We start from the raw sequence: 18344 nt of genomic DNA, 5'->3' as shown, positions 1-18344 counted from the left end.
AAACTATCCACATTGTCTATAATTAAAATATAACTCAATCATCATTTTAATCTTTTGTTGTGATATATGATAAATGGGGTAATGTGATAAAGGGAATGTTTGTTGATAAAAATGAACTCAAAAGAAGTATTAAAGAATAAGGTGATGTGATGAATAGAACCATCTACGCTCTCAAAATAGGCGTCATTACTTTTTTAGTCCTTTGTACCGTTCGCTTTTTTTGGACAGAACTTGATCATTTTTTTGATACCATTTTGTTTGCTTTAATCGTTAGCGTTTTAACTGTATGTATGTCTTTATTTTTAATAGGTAAACCTGAAAGTTAAAACATTGATAACGCCAGTATAGGTGGAAGTTTCATTGACTCCATCTATACTGGCGCTTTTGTAGTCCTATACGTCCACTCATCTGAAATTTTTATGCTATTTTTTTACTGGTAATTTCAAAATCTCAATCGGTTTTCGAATAAATGATTTCGAGACTTGATCCGATATGAGCAACCCTACCGCAATCGCACCGGCAATGAGAGTGGCACGGACGAAAATGTCACTCGCTTCATTAAAATTGAGTGTTAAAAGTTGTTGCGTGGCTTTAAAAAATATACTTCCCGGCACTAACGGAATAATACCTGGCACCATAAAAATGATGACCGGCGATTTATATTTGCGCGCCATGATATGAGAAATAATCCCTAGAATAAAACTCCCATATAGACTTGCATAGATACTGTCGATAGCGAAAATTTCAAAAGCGATATGATAAGTTAAATAGCCGAATCCCCCACATAAGCCGGCTGGTAAAAATAACCGCTTCGGCGCATCATATACGAACGCAAAGCAAAAAGAAGTTAAAAAACTGCATATAAATATCAATACAATGGTCATTTTTACCACCTCCTACAAGATGAGAAACGCTGTCGTCACACCTGCGCCAATCGCAAATGAGGTGACAATGGCTTCTAAAAATTTCGCAGTAAACATGAGCATGTGACGCCCGAATAAATCTTGAATCGCTGTCGTAATTAAGACTCCCGGCACAATCGGCATCACAGCTGCGGTAACGGTGGCGCCGATATTAGGACTGTCTAACCAGTGATTCAATGGTATCGCAATTAAACCAATGACAATGGCCCCTAAAAAGTCTGGAATAAATAAAGTGAGCTCTTTACTTTTCATCCACTCTGTCACGAAATAGCCCATTGCACCGGCGAGCACTGCAGGTAGCAAGTCGACCCATGTCGCACCTTGTAAATATAAAAAGCCCATAGAGATGAGTCCTGCAAACAACATTTTGTGCCCTAATGCATAACGTTGTTGTTCATGCTCTAATCGCTTCAAAATCGCATAAGCTTCGTTAAAATCAATCGCCTGTCGAGCAATTTGACGTGACACGTGATTTACTAAATAAATATTCCTCAAATTCGTATCGTTCTTTTTAATTCTGACCATGCGGGTATCGTGATCTGGTGATAATGAGAAGTTAATAAAAATATTAAGTGCATAACCTTGTGATTCTTCATACCCATAACTTTGTGCAATCCGAGTCATCGTATCTTCCACACGCGTCGCCTCAGCACCACATTCTAATAAGATGCGCCCTGCTAATGTCACAATATTCATAACCTCTCGATCAGTGGGGATATACCGCGTCATTTCCGTCACCTACTTTAATGTATTTCTGTTTCCAACAAGTGCTACAACGACTGCTTCAATGTAGCCACATATTTGATTTGACTTAATTCAAAAATTATAACCGATTTAGGTCGAGATTGCTATGATAGATATTAAGCCACTCAGCCCTATCAAAATAGATGTATCGCTTATAGCATAATCATTTCCTCTAACCTCCCACTTTTTGTATTTACATCAGTAAGTACTTTTGTTATAATATGTTTATGGAGATGATAAAAATGACTCAAACATTTAACGATGTAAGTAAATCGACCGAACGCATTTTTAAAAACGGAAATAGTCAAGCTATGAGTTTAAGTAAAAAAACGATTCAATCCGTTGATTTTGAGATTGGCGATACAGTTGAAGTACAAAAAATAAATGGTGGGCTGTTTATTACTAAAAAAGAAGTATCTATTGAAGATAGTATCAAAAATTTCTTCCAAAATGGTGGTAAGTATCAAGAATCAGAAGTAGACTTCGGCGAAAGTGTGGGTCGTGAAATATGAGTATTAAACAATTTGACATCATTTACATTGATTTAAATCCAACTCGCGGTCGTGAAAAACAAAACATAAGACCTTGTTTAGTGATCAATAACCAAATGATGATTGACGGCACTGAATTTGTTTGGGTTGTACCTATCACAAATCGTGAGTTGCGTTATCCAACCGATATAGAACTTAAAACCAAAAAAGGACTGGTATCTGGCGTGATAGATACGATTCAAATACGTGCTTTAGACTTAAACGCTCGTCAACATAACTATAAAGATGCATTACAAGACAATCTAAAAAGTAAAGTTTTAAAAGCAATACAAACATATTTAAACCCAAACTACTAAAATGTGATATGAATTCCTAAAAAATATAGTAATAGTAAGCTGTAAACAATAAAACGTAATGACTGCTTTGATAATGCTTAAGCCTAATGGAAATTTCAAGCAACAATTCATTCACGAGAACAATGCAATCCAACGAAAATGAGCGATTGTCTTCAAAATCAAAAAAGACAGTGCCGTCCTCAAATCGACGTACACTGCCCACTTCTTGATTATTGTTCAATTGTCATTAATGCATCAAAACGTGTCGCATCTAGACGATGACCGACGAAGAAGCTGCCAAATTCACCGTAACGTGCTGTTGTTTCATCAAAACGCATTTCATATACGATTTTTTTGAATTGAAGTACATCATCTGAGAATAACGTGACACCCCATTCGAAATCATCGAAACCTACTGAACCTGTAATGAATTGTTTAATTTTCCCTGCATATTTACGACCAATCATGCCGTGATCGTACATTAACTTTTTACGTTCTTCCATCGACAACATATACCAGTTGTATGTTTCGTTACGACGTTTGTTCATCGGATAGAAACAGATGTATTCTTTTTCTGGTAATTCAGGGTACAATCTTGCTTTCACATGCGGATTTTCGTATGGGTCTTCATTCGAATCACCTGCAAGATAGTTACTCAATTCTACAACTGATACATAAGAATAAGTCGGAATGAAATGATCTGAAATCGCTAACTTGTTAATTTCGTTTTCAATTTCAGTTAAATCTTTCATTTCTGGACGTAACACCCATAATAGTAAATCAGCTTTTTGACCTGTTACATTATATAACACTTGGTCACCTTGTCCCTCTGATTGCGCTTGTTTTAATCGATCCATTAAACGATGAAATTCCGCAATCATCTCTGCTCTATCTTCTTGAGGCACTAATCGCCAAGATGCCCAATCTATCGCATAAAATAAATGTAAACTATACCAACCATCTAAAGTCTCTGCTGCATGACTCATTCAGAACACTCCTTAGAATTATTATTATCTGTACAAACTAAATTTTATCATAAAATATTCTGTCAGAACGATTTAAATGATTACAAATTAGTGTCATGGAAATCTCCCTTTAAATACCGTATAATAATAGGTGGAAAATTGATGAAGGAAAGTAGAGGAGGAGCATTATGTCTAGTTTATTAGATGTACTTAAAGACAAACTTTCAGGTAAAAATGTGCGTATCGTATTACCAGAGGGAGAAGATGAGCGTGTATTAACAGCGGCTGTTGAATTACAAGCTTCTGACTATGTTGCACCTATCGTATTAGGTAATATCGACAAAATTAAAGCACTTGCTGCAGAAAAATCTTTAAATATTGAAGGTTTAAATATCATTCAACCTGATACAAGTGACCTTAAAGCAGCACTCGTTGAACAATTTGTAGAACGTCGTAAAGGGAAAGCGACTGAAGAACAAGCACAAGCTTTATTAGATAATGTGAACTACTTCGGTACAATGCTTGTTTATGCAGGTCATGCGGATGGTTTAGTGAGCGGTGCAGCCCACTCAACAGCGGATACTGTACGTCCAGCGCTTCAAATCATCAAAACAAAACCAGGTGTTTCTAAAACATCAGGTGTTTTCTTCATGATTAAAGAAGACCAACAATTCATTTTCGGTGACTGTGCCATCAACCCTGAATTAGCTGCATCAGATTTAGCTGAAATTGCAGTAGAAAGCGCGAAAACAGCACAAAGCTTCGGTATGGACCCACGCGTGGCAATGTTAAGCTTCTCAACAAAAGGTTCTGCTAAATCAGACGACACTGAAAAAGTGGCTGAAGCTGTGAAATTGGCACAAGAAAAAATCGACGCTGAAAACTTATCAGACGTGATTATTGATGGTGAATTCCAATTTGACGCTGCCATCGTTCCTGAAGTAGCTAAGAAAAAAGCACCTGATGCAAAAATCCAAGGTGACGCTAACGTATTTATTTTCCCAAGTCTTGAAGCAGGTAACATTGGTTACAAAATTGCGCAACGTTTAGGCGGTTATGATGCGATTGGTCCTGTCTTACAAGGCCTTAACTCACCTGTGAATGACTTATCACGCGGTAGCTCTACAGAAGACGTTTACAACTTATCTATTATTACTGCTGCTCAAAGTTTACAATAATGGATTTAGCACACAAATATTTTAATGGTCACACATGGCGCTATGTGGACCATTCTTCTGGTTTAGAGCCCATGCAGTCTTTTGCATTTGACGATACCTTTTCTGAAAGTGTCGGTGCTGATTTATCCCCTAGCGTTGTCCGTACTTGGGTACATCAACATACGATTATTTTAGGCATTCACGATTCACGTTTACCTTATTTAAAAGATGGTATTCAATATTTAACAGATGAACGTGGCTATAATGCGATAGTGCGTAATTCGGGCGGTCTTGGTGTCGTCTTAGATCAAGGCATTTTAAACATTTCCTTAATGTTCAAAGGGAAAACTGAAGTGACCATTGATGAAGCTTTTACGGTCATGTATTTGTTGATGAGTAAGATATTTGAAGATGACTTTACGGAGATTGCGACACATGAAATTACGCATTCGTACTGTCCGGGCAAGTTTGACTTAAGCATTAACAATCAAAAGTTTGCCGGTATTTCACAGCGCCGAGTTCGCGGTGGAATTGCCGTTCAAATCTATTTATGTGTCGAAGGGTCAGGAAGTGAGCGTGCGGCTTTGATGCGTGACTTTTATGAACGTGCATTGAAAGGTGAAACGACAAAATTCACTTATCCTGATATTCATCCGACCAGTATGGCTTCATTAGAGGAGTTATTAGGTCGTCCGATAACCGTTCAGGACGTGATGTTTAAATTACTCTATGCGATTAAAGATTTAGGTGGTCAATTAAACATGGATCCGATGACACCTCACGAATGGGAGCGGTATGACCATTATTATGAACGTATGCTCGATCGCAACGCTAAAATGAATGCAAAATTGGATTAAATCAAAACCACCCGTGTGAACGGGTGGTTTGTTTTGCCTCTGAAACCCTCTGTTACTGCCCCTCCCTTTTAAGGGCACTGATACTATAACGGCCAATGCCAGTTTAAAAGAAATAAACGAGGTAACCAATGTATATAACTCCCGACGCCGATAGCCATAGTGGTGGAGCTTGGAAAGAAGCTAGCAGTATTAAGAAATTGGGCAATAAAAAAATACATAGTGGCACATATGATATTAATTTAAAGAGAATTGGAGATTAATCATGGATATTAAACTAAAAAATCTAGTAATTCAATTCGACTTAAACAGTGAAAGTCCTTATTTTCAAGTTGAAGATAATTACAAAATAAGATGGGATATTAACTCGATTCAAAAGAGAGACCTTGCAGAAATAATGAGATTATCATTTAAGTCAAAAATGAATAGTTCATTCCTATCAAAAATGATCTCACCTTACTGTAAAAGAGAAGTGACTCGGCTTGGATGGTATATTCATATAAAGAATTGGCGTGAACATATTCATTGTGATTATGAAAAATATGTCATTTCTAGTATATACGATATAGATATTACAGAAGTGTTAAATTATTGCATGTATATCAAAAACAGTCAGATTCAACCTTTTATCATTTTTTATGATGATACATCGTTATTAAAAATAGGTGCTGATACGATTGATGTAATTAGCGCTTCTGAAGAATTGATTAAAATGTTAAATACTAAGTTTAATTTTTAATTCATATATCATAAAAACACAATACAATTTGTAGCATCGTGTCAGACTGTCGAAAAAGTACTACGGAGCTGACCAAATATTATTCTAGCATGGTGAGGTGCCTATTTTAATACAACGGTAGAACCTTTTCGGAACCCTTTGCATAACGCATGATTTACTTTTAGTCAACTATAGAAAAGGCAGGTTCGGGAACATCCCTGGCCTGCTTTCCTTTTCGTCTATTGATTGTCTTTATGGTTCGGATAGGCCCTGTCTATTAGCCTCAAAGGCATCACTGTTCACATGATTCTAGCTTTCTGTACATGCATGAAACGCCTTAATTTTCTCACCGATTTCATCTCGCACACGTTGAAATTCTGACCACGCTTGATCTGCTGGATCATCAAAACCCCAATGTTCTTTTTTAACGTGTGATGGTATAGTCGGACAATTTTGGTCTGCATCACTACATAGCGTGACCACTAAATCTGATTGTTGGATGATTTGAGGATCAATCAAGTCTGAAGTATGAGACGAGATATCGATGCCGACCTCTTCCATGGCCTTAATTGCTTGTGGATTAACCCCGTGTGTTTCAATCCCAGCTGAATAGACGTGCCAATCATCACCTAGTATGTGCTTGCCCCACCCCTCAGCCATTTGACTGCGGCATGAATTTCCAGTACATATAAAATAAATAGTTTTCTTATTCATATTCAAACCTCTTCCTTAAAATAGAATCAATGTTAGGTATAATCCTAGAAGTGTCATCAATAATACAGGTATCGTTGTAATGATACCGATTTTAAAGTATGTCCCCCACGAAATCTTGACACCTTTTTGAGTTAATACATGTAACCATAATAATGTTGCTAAAGAACCAATGGGCGTCATTTTAGGTCCTAAGTCAGAACCGATGACATTCGCAAAAATCATGCCTTCTTTAATTGTACCTGCCACATCAGCTCGGCCAATTGCAATGGCGTCTATTAAAACAGTAGGCAGATTGTTCATAATAGAAGACAAAAACGCTGCGATCATTCCCATACCCATGATGCTACTGAATAAGCCGTAATCCGAAATGTGCGTCAATGCATCGGCTAAAATAGTTGTAATGCCTACATTTTTCAAACCAAATACAACGACATACATCCCAATAGAAAAAAGAACGATATTCCACGGCGCCCCTTTAATCACCTGTTTGATTCGCACAACTTTGGATTGGCGTGCAAACAAAATGAATATCAATGCAATACTTGACGCAATGAGAGATACAGGGATTTTGACAAATTCACTCACTAAATAACCTATGAGTAAGAGTGCTAAAACTATCCATGACGCATTAAATAATTTATGGTCTTTAATCGCCTCTTGAGGTAATGTCAGATTTTCAGTATTAAACGTTTGCGGTATAGATTTTCTAAAGTAAAGCCACAAAACGAAAATACTCGCAGTTAACGAGAATAGATTCGGAATGATCATGCGGCCTGCATATTGAATAAAACCAATATCAAAATAATCAGCCGAAACAATATTGACGAGATTACTCACGATGAGAGGGAGTGATGTCGAATCCGCAATAAATCCACTCGCAATCACAAATGGGAAGACTGCTTTTTGATTAAAACCTAAATGGCGTACCATAGCTAAAACTATGGGTGTCAATATGAGAGCTGCCCCATCATTAGCAAAAAATGCGGCCACCACAGCCCCTAATAACATGACAAAAACAAACATTTTCAAGCCATTTCCGTTTGCGGCCTTGGCCATATGTATCGCGGACCATTCAAAAAATCCAATTTCATCTAATATGAGTGAAATCAAAATAATGGCGATAAATGTGACCGTCGCATTCCATACGATACCTGTCACTTCAAGTACGTCAGAAAAGTTGACAACACCCGAAACCAACGCGAGTATTGCACCGATTAACGCAGTCACACCGATGTCTAAATTTTTAGGTTGCCATATCACAAAAACTAAAGTGAACAGAAAGATGACGATTGCTAAAAATGTCATGCGCCACACACGCCCGTCGTAATTTCGTTACATATACAGCGTTCGTGAGCGGTATTAATGCGGCTTAAATTTTGATTAATCGCTTCTAAAAGTGCGTGATTCAGTTGATGCATACGGTTATGACCTGTATAAACCAACTCACTCTCTACTAAAGTTTTCATGTGATAACTGAGCGTAGGCTGCGGAAATCGAAAGTGTTTCAACAAATCGCACGCATATAATTCTCCACCTGATAGAGTATCGAGTATTTCTAATCGACTCGGATTGGCTAAAATCTTCAATATTTTGGAAAGTTCTTGATATGACATCTGCATACCTCCTAAACTTTAAATAGATTAACATCTATATAGATAGTCGTCTACGTTATTGTTGTTTCTACTTTTGAAGTTTTAAATATGTTTGACCCAACCGTCCATTCCTCAGAAAACATCAACGCGTTGGTAGTTCGCTACGTAACGCGTACACTAAAGGACCAACTATCTAGTGTCGGACACATCATATATAAAAAAGGACCGATAAGATTTTCATCTCATCAGTCCTTGTTATGCCCGACGTCAATATCTACGTTGTCCACTTCACCACTGTGCTTCATGGACAATCGTTCATTTTCCCCACGAAAATAAACAACACGCATTCATTGACTATTCGTTTGAAATGTAATGTGATTTGCCTTTTAAGAAGAAACTTAAAACGAGTGCTAAACCACTTAAAGCCGTCGCAACCCAGAATGCACTGTTGACCCCATCAACAGAAGCAAGCTGATTCACGAATTTGATAATTGCCCCCATCGCTTGCTCTTGACCACCCAATTGTTGGGACAAGGCTTGCAAGCTGTCTTGTATCGTTGGATCTGTACGGTCTAAATCTTGTTGGAATGTCGCCAAATGTGTTTCAGTCTGTTGTGTCATCACTGTCACTAAAATGGCAGTACCGATTGAACCGGCTAATTGTCTCATCGTATTCACTAAGGCGTTACCATGAGAAATTAAACGTGACGGCAATGCGTTCATCCCTGCTGTCATAATCGGCATCATCACAAAACTCATCCCGAATGATCGGATAATATAAATCATTAAAATACTACGATATGGTGTATCCATCGTTAATTGTGTCAATTCCCAAGTGCCGTATGTTGTAATGGCCAAACCGATAATCGTAATCGGCTTAATCCCTATCGTATCAAGCAATTTACCAGCTATAGGTCCCATCACACCCATAATTAATGCACCTGGTAAAAGTAATAACCCAGAGTCTAGCGCTGAGAAACCTCTTAAATTTTGTAAATATAGTGGTAGTAGAATCATACCACCGAAAAGACTCATTGTGAGAATCATATTAATGACTGCAGTTAATGTAAATCCTGAATATTTGAGTACTTCAAAATTTAACATTGGCGCTTTCATTGTCATTTCGCGAACGACAAACGCAATCGTAAAACTGATTCCGATGATAAACATAATGACAATTTTTGTAGAAGTCCAGCCATCGTTACCCGCTTCACTAAAGGCGTATAACAATGCGCCGAAACCAATTGTACTGAAAATGATACCTGGAATATCTGCTTTTGGATTCGTCGTTTTTTGGTAAATTCCAAACCAGACAAATGCGAGCACGAGTGAAATGATACCGACGATAAACATACCGAAGAACATCGTGTGCCAGTCATAATTTTCTACAACATAACCAGATAACGTAGGACCGATTGCTGGCGCTAAAATCATCGCAATCCCCATTGTTCCCATGGCCATACCACGTTTTTCAGGTGGAAAGATGGTCATGAATACATTTGTACCTAAAGGCATTAAGACACCTGCACCCATCGCTTGAAGCACACGACCCACCATCATGACTGGGAAGTTCCAAGCGAAACCACAGACAAGTGAACCTATCGTAAATATAAACATCGCTATTAAGAATAAACGGCGATATGAATATTTATTAAATAGGAATGCACTGATCGGAATCAAAATACCGTTTACTAACATAAAGCCTGTCATCAACCATTGTCCTGTTGAAGCAGAAATATTAAAGTCTGTATTGATTCGAGGTAATGCCGTGTTCAACAATGTTTGGTTCAAAATAGAGATGAACATCCCGAAAATCATTGCGACTAAAATTTTGCCACGTGTGATGCCCTTTTTAAAGACATAGCCTTGTGTGGCATCCGCAGCCATTTCGTTCACCGGCTGACGCTTAGCTTTATCTTGGTCCGCTGTCGCATTTTGATGTGCGTCATTATTCTCAGCAGATGTTTCACGAGACATGTCATCTTCATTAGCATCTGTTGTTGAATGTTGGTTATCTTCATCTAATCGAAACGTATGCGTCGTTGAATGTGCATCACGTTCAGGTTGCATTGTGTCTGATGTGACGTCACGATGTTGTTGAGAAAGTGCTTTTTTCTTTCTTCCTCGTATCATCGTCCAGTTCAGTATGATAATCACAATAAGAGCAATTATGGTGTAAATCATCATAAACATGTGATGACCCCCTCTCTTAATTTTTGTGAATACTTACTTCAGCGTTCATGCCTGGAACCACACCGTTAGAAGGCTGGCTGTTTAATTTGATTTTAACAGGCACCACTTGTGTCACCTTTGTATAATTACCGTCACTATTCGATGATGGCATTAATGAAAAACTTGAGGCAGTCGCATGACCGATTTGGTCGACTTTCCCTTTCACAGTTGCGTCTTGGCCATCAATGGTAACATCAACATCTTGACCATTTTGAACATCTTTCACTTCTGTTTCATCAATATTTGCTGTGATATATAAATCATCAAGGTCGTATGCATAGGCAATCGGTTGACCTGCTTGTGCGATACCGTCCTCTTGACCATCTAATTTTGCAATTGTTCCTGCTTTAGGCATTTTGATAGTCATTGTTTGTGGCTCTTCACCTTGACCTGCACCTTGTACTTTCGCAACAGTGTCACCTTTTTTCAAAGTGTCGCCTTCACGTACATCTAAGCTACTAATTTTCCCTGACGCTGGACTTGCAATTTTAATTTGGTCCCCGTCCACTTGTGCGTTGTCTGTTTTAATATAGTTCACGGATTGATTGTAGAAATAAAATCCTACAACACCAATGATAATTAACACGATGATTGTAACAATGTTAATCATGACTAATTTCTTCATTTTATTACTCCCTTTCTCTTTCAATTCAACTTCTGTATTATAAGATAATTCTCTATTCAAAAATACAGACAATCTTTTCAAATGTGTCGGATTGAAAATTATATTATAATAACGATGGTGATCATATGGGAAAAACAAAAACAAAATCAAAAGCAAGACGTCGCATTGTGAAAGCGATGATTGAATTATTAAAAACAGCATCCTTTGATGAAATTACAATTAAACAAATATGTGCAGAGAGCGGCGTACATCGATCAACATTTTACGCGCAATTTGAAGATAAGTATCAATTGTTCGATGTGTTGACGACATATCATATGGGCAGGTATGAAAAGCTGATTTTATATACGTCAAACGTGATTGATTCGTATCCATTAGAAGAAGCGAAAACACGTATCATCAAAACATTTCGTCTGCTCTTTAAGTATATACAACGCCACCAAACCTTTTTCACGACCATTATTGTGACACAGCCGCAATTGAAGGCCATTCATCAATATTTACAATTTACGCATGATGCTTATGAAAAATTATTAAATCAACTACCTCAACTTCAACAATCCAACTACTTTATCAACTATACGATTGGCGGTGAACTTGCGCTCATTTACAGTTGGCTTATGGAAGGTTGTCAAGAATCCCCTGATGTCATGGCACAAATTTTGTATTCTAATATTGTTAAAATGGGAAGATAGTTTCACTGTTAGACATGATGCACATGTGATACAATCCAACTGACATACATGATACACAGCTTTGTCCAACCTTTAATAAAGAAAAAAGTGAGGTTATCCATCATGGTTTCCACCCCAAAAAAGCAACGTATCATTGAGTTAGATGCGTTGCGTGGGATGAGTTTGTTTGGTATTTTACTCATGAATATTTTAGTGTTTAGTTTTCCGTATGCGGATGTTCGCCTAGATGTGGCACTCCAAGGCATTAACGGCTTTTTATTTCGAGTTGTTTCGTTACTCGTTATCGATTCCTTTTATCCGATTTTCTCATTCTTATTCGGATTCAGTTTGATGCTCATATATAACAGCACACAACAACGCGGCATCGCTTTTAAGCCCGTGATGATACGACGGCTTATTTTTTTGGCATTGCTCGGCTTGCTCCACGGCTTTTTCTTATATTCAGGAGATATTTTATTTACATATGCAGTAATGGGCTTCGGTGCGATGTGGTGCACAAATGCGTCTGCCAAAAAGTTAAAAAAAGCCGCTATCATTTTATTTACAATTAAAGTCATCATCTGGGGCTTACCATTTCTTATCATGGGATGGATGACAAATGCGAAATTGCCGTTGAGTGGGGAAGGTCAGACAGCATTGAATGCCGTGTTACAAGCTCAAACGAGTACACATTATCTCGATTTTTTCCTTTATAATGCACAAGATAATCTCGGCAACATTGCTACAACACTGACGATAGATTGGCTCGATATTTTTCCTTATTTATTGTTAGGGATGGCGGCGATGAAAGGGAATTTAGTCGCATGGATCAAGGCAAACCCGACACCTACGACACAATGGGGTAGTCTTTTTGTCATTATCGGGGTACTCATCAAATTTTTAGGTGCTTATGCTATCACGAATCCTGGCTATATGATGTTCAGTTTTACAGTGGGTGGTCCATTATTATCTGTCGGAATCGTGTTGCTCTTTTTCCATATGATGCAATATCCGACAGCACAAAAGTTACTTCACCCGTTTTGTTATCCTGGAAAGATGAGTTTATCCGTGTATTTATCTCAAACGCTTGTCTGTGTACTCTTTTTCGCAGGATTCGGGCTTGGTTTTTATAATCAATTGCCACTTTATCAAACTTATCTTTTTGCGGTTGCCCTATTTCTCATTCAAGTCGTGATTTGCTTTATTTATCAACGCCAGTTCGCACAAGGTCCCATCGAATGGGTGTGGCGAAAAATCACGTACTTCGGCGTCAAAACGCAATCATCCAAATAAGCGCAAACGTTAAACAGGCCTGTTCAATCATTCGTAGTCGCTACGCTATGAATGTGAACAGGCCCTTTTATTGGAGAACTTTTTGAAAATGAAAAACACAAAATGATATGTTTACTGTCATATCTTTTGCTTACCCTTACTGTATCATGTTTTGAATCATTTTGGGATACAAATATTAGAAATTTATTGATTTTTTATGAATTGTCTCACAAAAGATGTAACATTTACACATATCGGGTATCTTCTCACTCTCGATAAAAATCACGCTTCAAACATTCATAATAGTTCATACTCATGTATTGGCCTCCATCTATGACATCTTCATGTTTGACGCCAACGAAACGAAATCCCGCTTTTTCTGCAACGCGATTACTGCCAATATTATGTACATTCGCACGCAATTCTAATTTATTGAGGTCGTAATCCGTAAAGGCGATATCACATAATTTGCGTACTGCAGCAGTTGTTATCCCTTGACCATTTTCACTTTTCGCAAGCCAATATCCAACTTCTGCCTTACGTGTTTTGTCATTCCATGCATGTAAATCAATCGTCCCAATGAGCTGATCTTTTTTATAAATGAGGAAAAATAATGCTTTCCCCTCTGCGACCAAATTTAATGTTTGTAGCATAAATGCCTTTTCTTCTTCCACAGAGGACATCGTTTCAGCCCATGGTAAATAGGTTTTGAGATGGTCTCGATTTTGATCAACGAGTTCATAAAGTGTTGGTGCATACTTAAGCGTTGGATAAACAAAATCAATGTCGTCATTCACAGCAAGTCTAAAATGTTGCATCCCGTCGCCCCCTTCAATTTAATTTTCAGATTATTATACACAAATGTCATCATTAAAACAATATTCCTTGATACAGTTTTTCAAAACCATTTTCATCAAGCACAATCAATAAAATTCATTTTTTTAATGCAATTTTTCATTTTTTAGGTTATCATTTATTTTCCAACTGTCGAAATTCGTTGTTACAAAAAATAAAACAGGGGTATAAGAATATTCAGGGGTGAAAAATAATGAACAAAAAGAATCAAAATCCTGATCGTGGTGACCTCCAACAAAATCTTTCTGAAAAATTTGTTTGGGCTATTGCTTATGGTTCATGTATTGGTTGGGGATCGTTCATCTTACCAGGTGACTGGATTCAATCATCCGGACCTATTGCCGCATCAATCGGTATTTTTATCGGTGCCTTATTAATGATTATCATCGCGGTAAGTTACGGCGCATTAGTTGAACGCTTTCCTGTGTCGGGGGGCGGCTTTGCATTTAGCTTTTTAGGTTTCGGACGTTATGTCAGCTTTTTCTCAGCATGGTTTTTGACGTTTGGATACATATGTGTCGTCGCGTTAAATGCAACAGCATTTAGTTTATTAATTAAATTTTTACTGCCAGATGTGATTGAATTTGGCAAGCTTTATACCATTGCAGGTTGGGATGTTTACATTACTGAAATTTTAATTGCATCTATCCTTTTACTTGTTTTTATGTTGATTTCGATTAAAGGGGCAAGCGTCTCAGGTTCACTGCAATATTATTTCTGTGTTGCAATGGTCGTTGTTGTCGTCTTACTCTTTATTGGATCATTCTTTGGTTCTAACTATTCATTAGACAATTTGAAACCATATAATGGAACGCATTATGGATGGTTTCATGCGATTATTATGATTGTCGCTGTCGCACCGTGGGCCTATGTCGGTTTTGATAATATCCCACAAACAGCAGAAGAATTTGATTTCCCACCGAATAAAACGTTTAAATTAATCGTTTATAGTTTACTTGCAGCAAGCATGACCTATATTATGATGATTTTATATACCGGTTGGTTATCTGGCGGTAGTAGCGATTTATGGTTAACAGGTTCTGTAACGCGAGAAGCATTCGGGACAATTGGACTTGGTGTACTTAGTATTGCCATCATTATGGGTATTTTCACAGGTTTAAATGGCTTTTTATTAAGCTCAAGTCGTCTGTTATTCTCAATGGGGCGCTCAGGCATTATGCCGTCGTTATTTAGTAAATTACACAAAAGATACAAAACACCATACGTTGCAATTATGTTCTTAGTTGCGATTACATTGATTGCACCCTGGTTAGGTCGTACGGCGTTAACATGGATTGTTGATATGTCATCTACAGGAGTGTCTATCGCTTACCTCGTAACATGTTTAGCAGCAGCGAAATTGTTTAGTTTCAACAAAGAAAGTCAAACTTATGGTCCGGTATATAAAGTATTTGCAATTATTGGCTCAATCTTTTCATTTATCTTTTTATTATTATTACTGTTACCATTTTCACCGGCGTCATTATCGATGCCATCGTATATTGCGTTAGGTGGTTGGACGATACTTGGATTGGTGTTCTTCTTTATTCGCTTGCCTAAATTACGTCGCATGGATAAAGATGAATTATCACAATTGATTTTGGATACAAGAAAACGTGATGTTGAAAAAATGATAGAAGAATAATTGATGAGTACAGTATTGATAACACTCCATTTTATGTTAATGTGTTTGTTATTTCGGTCTTGTGTTTCCAGGAGGCTTGTCCTTTTGAATGATACCATTGCCTCCATGGATTCGCTTTCCGAGGGGCTGCCCCTTCAACTAAATTCGGCTTGATTAGATCATACATGAGATTGAAGCCGAATTGGATTTTCCGGGTCAGCTGATCCCTCAGGAGTCTCATCCATTTTGGCAATCATGTGTCACCAACAAAGAAATTAATCCAACGACTTACATTTCATAAAATCAATAACATCAAGCATTTTGTAACACATGCAATACAGTTCACTCATTATTTCAAAATCAAATCATTTATTTTCATATAAGACATAGTTAGAGGCTGGGAATTGAGTTTTCCTAGCCTCCTTTTTGATTTCATCAGTACAACCAATGTGTTAGTAAAGTCCAATTCAACAAAAAAGACAGACGTTTTGAAGGGACTGGGAGATTATACTTTTCCAGTCCTTATCTTTTTATGGACACTTATCAATTAATGATGATAAAACAACCAAAAATGAGGATGAATGGAAGGTTATCATTGAATGTTATGAGGTTGTCTCCATTTCATAAACTTTCCCTAAGTGACTGCATTTGATGTCAGATTGCCCAGAAGGCTGAGACTCCCGAGGGATATAGTTAAAAACAAAATGTCGTCTTTTAACTTTGATAAAGGCTACTGTTTCACGCAGTAGCTGTCTGACTTCTCAATGTTTTACTTTTGAGAAGTCTAGTCAGCCTTGCGGGGGCAGTACGAGGAAATCTTTGTTGCACATCAGATTTCTGTACTGCTCCCAAAATCCAATTCGGCTTCACATCAATGTACACTTTAATCAAGCCGAATTTAGTTGAGGCAAGTCCCTGGGAACGCGAAGCCATGAGGGCAATCGTAAAAATCGTGTTCCATATTAGAGTGCAAGTTAAGTCAAACGCAACAAAAAAGACAGACGTTTGCCTGTCTTTTCCAACTTTATTTTCATTCAACTATAATTTAAATGCTGCGATGACAAGCATGAGCCAGCTAATGACAAACAAGATGCCGCCAATCGGAGTAATTGCACCAAGGACGCTCACTTGTGTTAAAGATAAGATATACAGTGAACCACTGAAGAATACGATACCGAAAAACATGAGCCAACCTGCCCAGCCCACGTTAATGTTAAGTGTCCCACCGATAATACCAATGAGCACAAGACCTAAGCCATGATACATTTGATATGTTGTTGCTTTTTCCCATACTGACATATAATGTTCTGATAATTTTCCGTCTAATGCATGCGCACCGAAAGCACCTGTACCAACTGCCATTAAAGCATTCAATGCACCTAAAATAATAAATACTTTCACGATATTTCCTCCTCATCAAAGTTACCATTAAAAATCAAAAATTGAAGCACCATTTCCGATTTCATCATCCGTTACCATACGTTGATCTGAAGTCGTTTGCGCTGTTGAACTAGAAGATGACACTTTACCGCCCATCAGTCTAATCTCTTCATCTGTCACTTGAGTCGCCGCTTGTCTTTTCGGTGTGACGGGTGAAGTTGAACGTGATGATGTACTTCCATCGTTCGACACTTCTTGTCCTGTATACAGTGCCGTTAAAGCATGAATAGCATACATATGTTTTTCAAAAGCTGCATCACTCGTCGCGGCATCTGCTTGAACCAATTCATGTTCCAACAGTTGAATGAGTTTGTCTTTATTCATACGCTTCCTCCTTTTGTTCACACCAATGGATTGGCGCTAAACCTTGTTCTTCAAGATAAGCATTCGTTTTGGAATACGGTTTGGAACCAAAAAAGCCTCTATGTGCCGACAATGGACTTGGGTGTGGTGATTTAATCACATAGTGGCGCGATGTATCAATCAACCGTTCTTTTTGTTGTGCAGGTCTGCCCCACAATACAAAGACGACGCCAGTTTTATTGTCAGATATCGCGCGAATAATTTCATTTGTAAAGGTTTCCCAACCAATATCTTTATGCGAATGTGCTTGACCTTGGCGTACTGTCAGCACCGTATTCAATAGCAGTACACCTTCTTTTGCCCAGTCTTGTAAATGTGGCGACGTTCGTTGACAACCGATATCGTCAGCCAATTCTTGATACATGTTTCTCAATGAAGGTGGAAACTTCGCACCCGGTTGTACTGAAAATGCTAAACCATGGGCTTGATTTGGGCCATGATAAGGATCTTGTCCTAATATGACCACTTTGACATTTTCGAATGGTGTGAGGTCAAAAGCTTGATAAATGTTTTTGCGTTCAGGGTAAACAATTTGCGTCGTATATTCTTTTTCTAAAAAGTCATGCATCGCTTTAAAATCATGCTTTTCTTTAATTTCATGAAATATTGTTGACCAATCCATCTTCTTCACCTCAGCCACATTTTAACATAATTTCGTCAGACTCACCGCTTTGATTCAATAAACATTTTTATAGCAGCCTTTCAACGCGCGTGCTAAAATGGGGAACATAAGCATATTGTAACGTACTATTGTTACCCACCTCAT

20 protein-coding genes and 1 pseudogene are annotated in these 18344 nt (G+C 37.9%); 9 read left to right on the top strand and 12 right to left on the bottom strand.

Annotated features, from left to right (window positions below; translation table 11 throughout):
- Positions 1 to 422: 422 nt before the first annotated feature.
- On the bottom strand, positions 423 to 884 hold the full coding sequence (locus CD138_RS03690; protein ID WP_019167946.1) for a threonine/serine exporter family protein: 462 nt from the start codon (positions 882 to 884) through the stop codon (positions 423 to 425).
- Between the two features lie 12 nt (positions 885 to 896).
- Positions 897 to 1619, bottom strand: coding sequence for a threonine/serine exporter family protein (locus tag CD138_RS03685; protein WP_019167947.1), 723 nt, complete (start codon positions 1617 to 1619; stop codon positions 897 to 899).
- A 290-nt stretch (positions 1620 to 1909) separates the two neighbouring features.
- On the opposite strand from CD138_RS03685, the gene CD138_RS03680 reads away from it, so the two are divergent.
- Both CD138_RS03680 and CD138_RS03675 read left to right on the top strand, forming a co-directional pair.
- Entirely contained in the window at positions 1910 to 2179 is a 270-nt protein-coding gene (locus CD138_RS03680; RefSeq protein WP_019167948.1) for an AbrB/MazE/SpoVT family DNA-binding domain-containing protein, read from the top strand.
- On the top strand, positions 2176 to 2514 hold the full coding sequence (locus CD138_RS03675; RefSeq protein ID WP_019167949.1) for a type II toxin-antitoxin system PemK/MazF family toxin: 339 nt from the start codon (positions 2176 to 2178) through the stop codon (positions 2512 to 2514). The genes CD138_RS03680 and CD138_RS03675 overlap by 4 nt, the downstream gene beginning before the upstream one ends.
- A 209-nt stretch (positions 2515 to 2723) precedes the next feature.
- On the opposite strand, the gene hemQ is transcribed toward CD138_RS03675, so the two are convergent.
- Positions 2724 to 3479: a hydrogen peroxide-dependent heme synthase gene (hemQ, locus tag CD138_RS03670; protein WP_019167950.1), complete on the bottom strand. Its 756-nt coding sequence runs from the start codon at positions 3477 to 3479 to the stop codon at positions 2724 to 2726.
- A 167-nt stretch (positions 3480 to 3646) separates the two neighbouring features.
- On the opposite strand from hemQ, the gene pta reads away from it, so the two are divergent.
- The 4 genes and pseudogenes from pta (at position 3647) to CD138_RS03650 (ending at position 6208) form a co-directional block, all read left to right on the top strand.
- A complete protein-coding gene (gene pta / locus CD138_RS03665) occupies positions 3647 to 4636 on the top strand; it encodes a phosphate acetyltransferase (RefSeq protein ID WP_019167951.1) in 990 nt (329 codons plus the stop codon).
- On the top strand, positions 4636 to 5472 hold the full coding sequence (locus CD138_RS03660; protein ID WP_019167952.1) for a lipoate--protein ligase family protein: 837 nt from the start codon (positions 4636 to 4638) through the stop codon (positions 5470 to 5472). Before pta ends, CD138_RS03660 begins: the two co-directional genes overlap by 1 nt.
- Positions 5473 to 5568: 96 nt before the next feature.
- Positions 5569 to 5732: pseudogene (locus CD138_RS03655) on the top strand (toxin C-terminal domain-containing protein); the annotation flags it as partial.
- Positions 5733 to 5734: 2 nt separating this feature from the next.
- Positions 5735 to 6208, top strand: a complete 474-nt coding sequence (locus tag CD138_RS03650; RefSeq protein WP_019167954.1) for a hypothetical protein — start codon at positions 5735 to 5737, stop codon at positions 6206 to 6208.
- 288 nt (positions 6209 to 6496) lie between these two features.
- Here the strand turns inward: CD138_RS03650 and arsC are convergent, their stop codons facing one another.
- The 5 genes from arsC to CD138_RS03625 form a co-directional block, all read right to left on the bottom strand.
- A complete protein-coding gene (gene arsC, locus CD138_RS03645; protein ID WP_019167955.1) occupies positions 6497 to 6901 on the bottom strand; it encodes an arsenate reductase (thioredoxin) in 405 nt (134 codons plus the stop codon).
- A gap of 15 nt (positions 6902 to 6916) precedes the next feature.
- Positions 6917 to 8206, bottom strand: a complete 1290-nt coding sequence (gene arsB / locus CD138_RS03640) for an arsenite efflux transporter membrane subunit ArsB (RefSeq protein WP_019167956.1) — start codon at positions 8204 to 8206, stop codon at positions 6917 to 6919.
- Entirely contained in the window at positions 8203 to 8514 is a 312-nt protein-coding gene (locus tag CD138_RS03635) for an ArsR/SmtB family transcription factor (RefSeq protein WP_019167957.1), read from the bottom strand. The genes arsB and CD138_RS03635 overlap by 4 nt, the downstream gene beginning before the upstream one ends.
- A gap of 333 nt (positions 8515 to 8847) precedes the next feature.
- Positions 8848 to 10686 carry a DHA2 family efflux MFS transporter permease subunit gene (locus tag CD138_RS03630; protein WP_019167958.1) on the bottom strand — a complete coding sequence of 613 codons (1839 nt, stop codon included), beginning with the start codon at positions 10684 to 10686 and terminating at the stop codon, positions 8848 to 8850.
- A gap of 16 nt (positions 10687 to 10702) precedes the next feature.
- Positions 10703 to 11350, bottom strand: coding sequence for an HlyD family efflux transporter periplasmic adaptor subunit (locus tag CD138_RS03625; protein ID WP_019167959.1), 648 nt, complete (start codon positions 11348 to 11350; stop codon positions 10703 to 10705).
- 125 nt (positions 11351 to 11475) lie between these two features.
- Here CD138_RS03625 and CD138_RS03620 point away from each other — a divergent pair, with 125 nt between their 5' ends.
- A complete protein-coding gene (locus CD138_RS03620) occupies positions 11476 to 12045 on the top strand; it encodes a TetR/AcrR family transcriptional regulator (RefSeq protein ID WP_019167960.1) in 570 nt (189 codons plus the stop codon).
- Positions 12046 to 12147: 102 nt separating this feature from the next.
- Positions 12148 to 13317 (top strand): DUF418 domain-containing protein, encoded by a 1170-nt coding sequence (locus CD138_RS03615; protein ID WP_019167961.1) that lies wholly within the window; start codon positions 12148 to 12150, stop codon positions 13315 to 13317.
- A 245-nt stretch (positions 13318 to 13562) separates the two neighbouring features.
- Here CD138_RS03615 and CD138_RS03610 read toward each other — a convergent pair whose 3' ends face one another.
- Positions 13563 to 14114 carry a GNAT family N-acetyltransferase gene (locus tag CD138_RS03610; protein WP_019167962.1) on the bottom strand — a complete coding sequence of 184 codons (552 nt, stop codon included), beginning with the start codon at positions 14112 to 14114 and terminating at the stop codon, positions 13563 to 13565.
- 230 nt (positions 14115 to 14344) lie between these two features.
- Here CD138_RS03610 and CD138_RS03605 point away from each other — a divergent pair, with 230 nt between their 5' ends.
- Positions 14345 to 15796, top strand: a complete 1452-nt coding sequence (locus tag CD138_RS03605; RefSeq protein WP_019167963.1) for an APC family permease — start codon at positions 14345 to 14347, stop codon at positions 15794 to 15796.
- 1017 nt (positions 15797 to 16813) lie between these two features.
- On the opposite strand, the gene CD138_RS03590 is transcribed toward CD138_RS03605, so the two are convergent.
- The 3 genes from CD138_RS03590 to CD138_RS03580 are packed head-to-tail and all read right to left on the bottom strand — an operon-like array spanning position 16814 to position 18209.
- The gene (locus CD138_RS03590; protein WP_019168992.1) at positions 16814 to 17176 is read right to left on the bottom strand and encodes a DUF423 domain-containing protein; all 363 of its coding nucleotides are present in this window, start codon (positions 17174 to 17176) and stop codon (positions 16814 to 16816) included.
- Between the two features lie 27 nt (positions 17177 to 17203).
- Positions 17204 to 17539 carry a DUF5327 family protein gene (locus CD138_RS03585; RefSeq protein WP_019168993.1) on the bottom strand — a complete coding sequence of 112 codons (336 nt, stop codon included), beginning with the start codon at positions 17537 to 17539 and terminating at the stop codon, positions 17204 to 17206.
- Complete coding sequence (locus tag CD138_RS03580; RefSeq protein ID WP_308446763.1) at positions 17532 to 18209, bottom strand: uracil-DNA glycosylase; 678 nt, start codon at positions 18207 to 18209, stop codon at positions 17532 to 17534. The genes CD138_RS03585 and CD138_RS03580 overlap by 8 nt, the downstream gene beginning before the upstream one ends.
- Between the last annotated feature and the right edge of the window lie 135 nt (positions 18210 to 18344).

The sequence above is a fragment of the Staphylococcus intermedius NCTC 11048 genome (genome assembly GCF_002902385.1).
GTDB lineage: Bacteria > Bacillota > Bacilli > Staphylococcales > Staphylococcaceae > Staphylococcus > Staphylococcus intermedius.
This window is presented reverse-complemented; position numbering and strand designations above follow the sequence as displayed.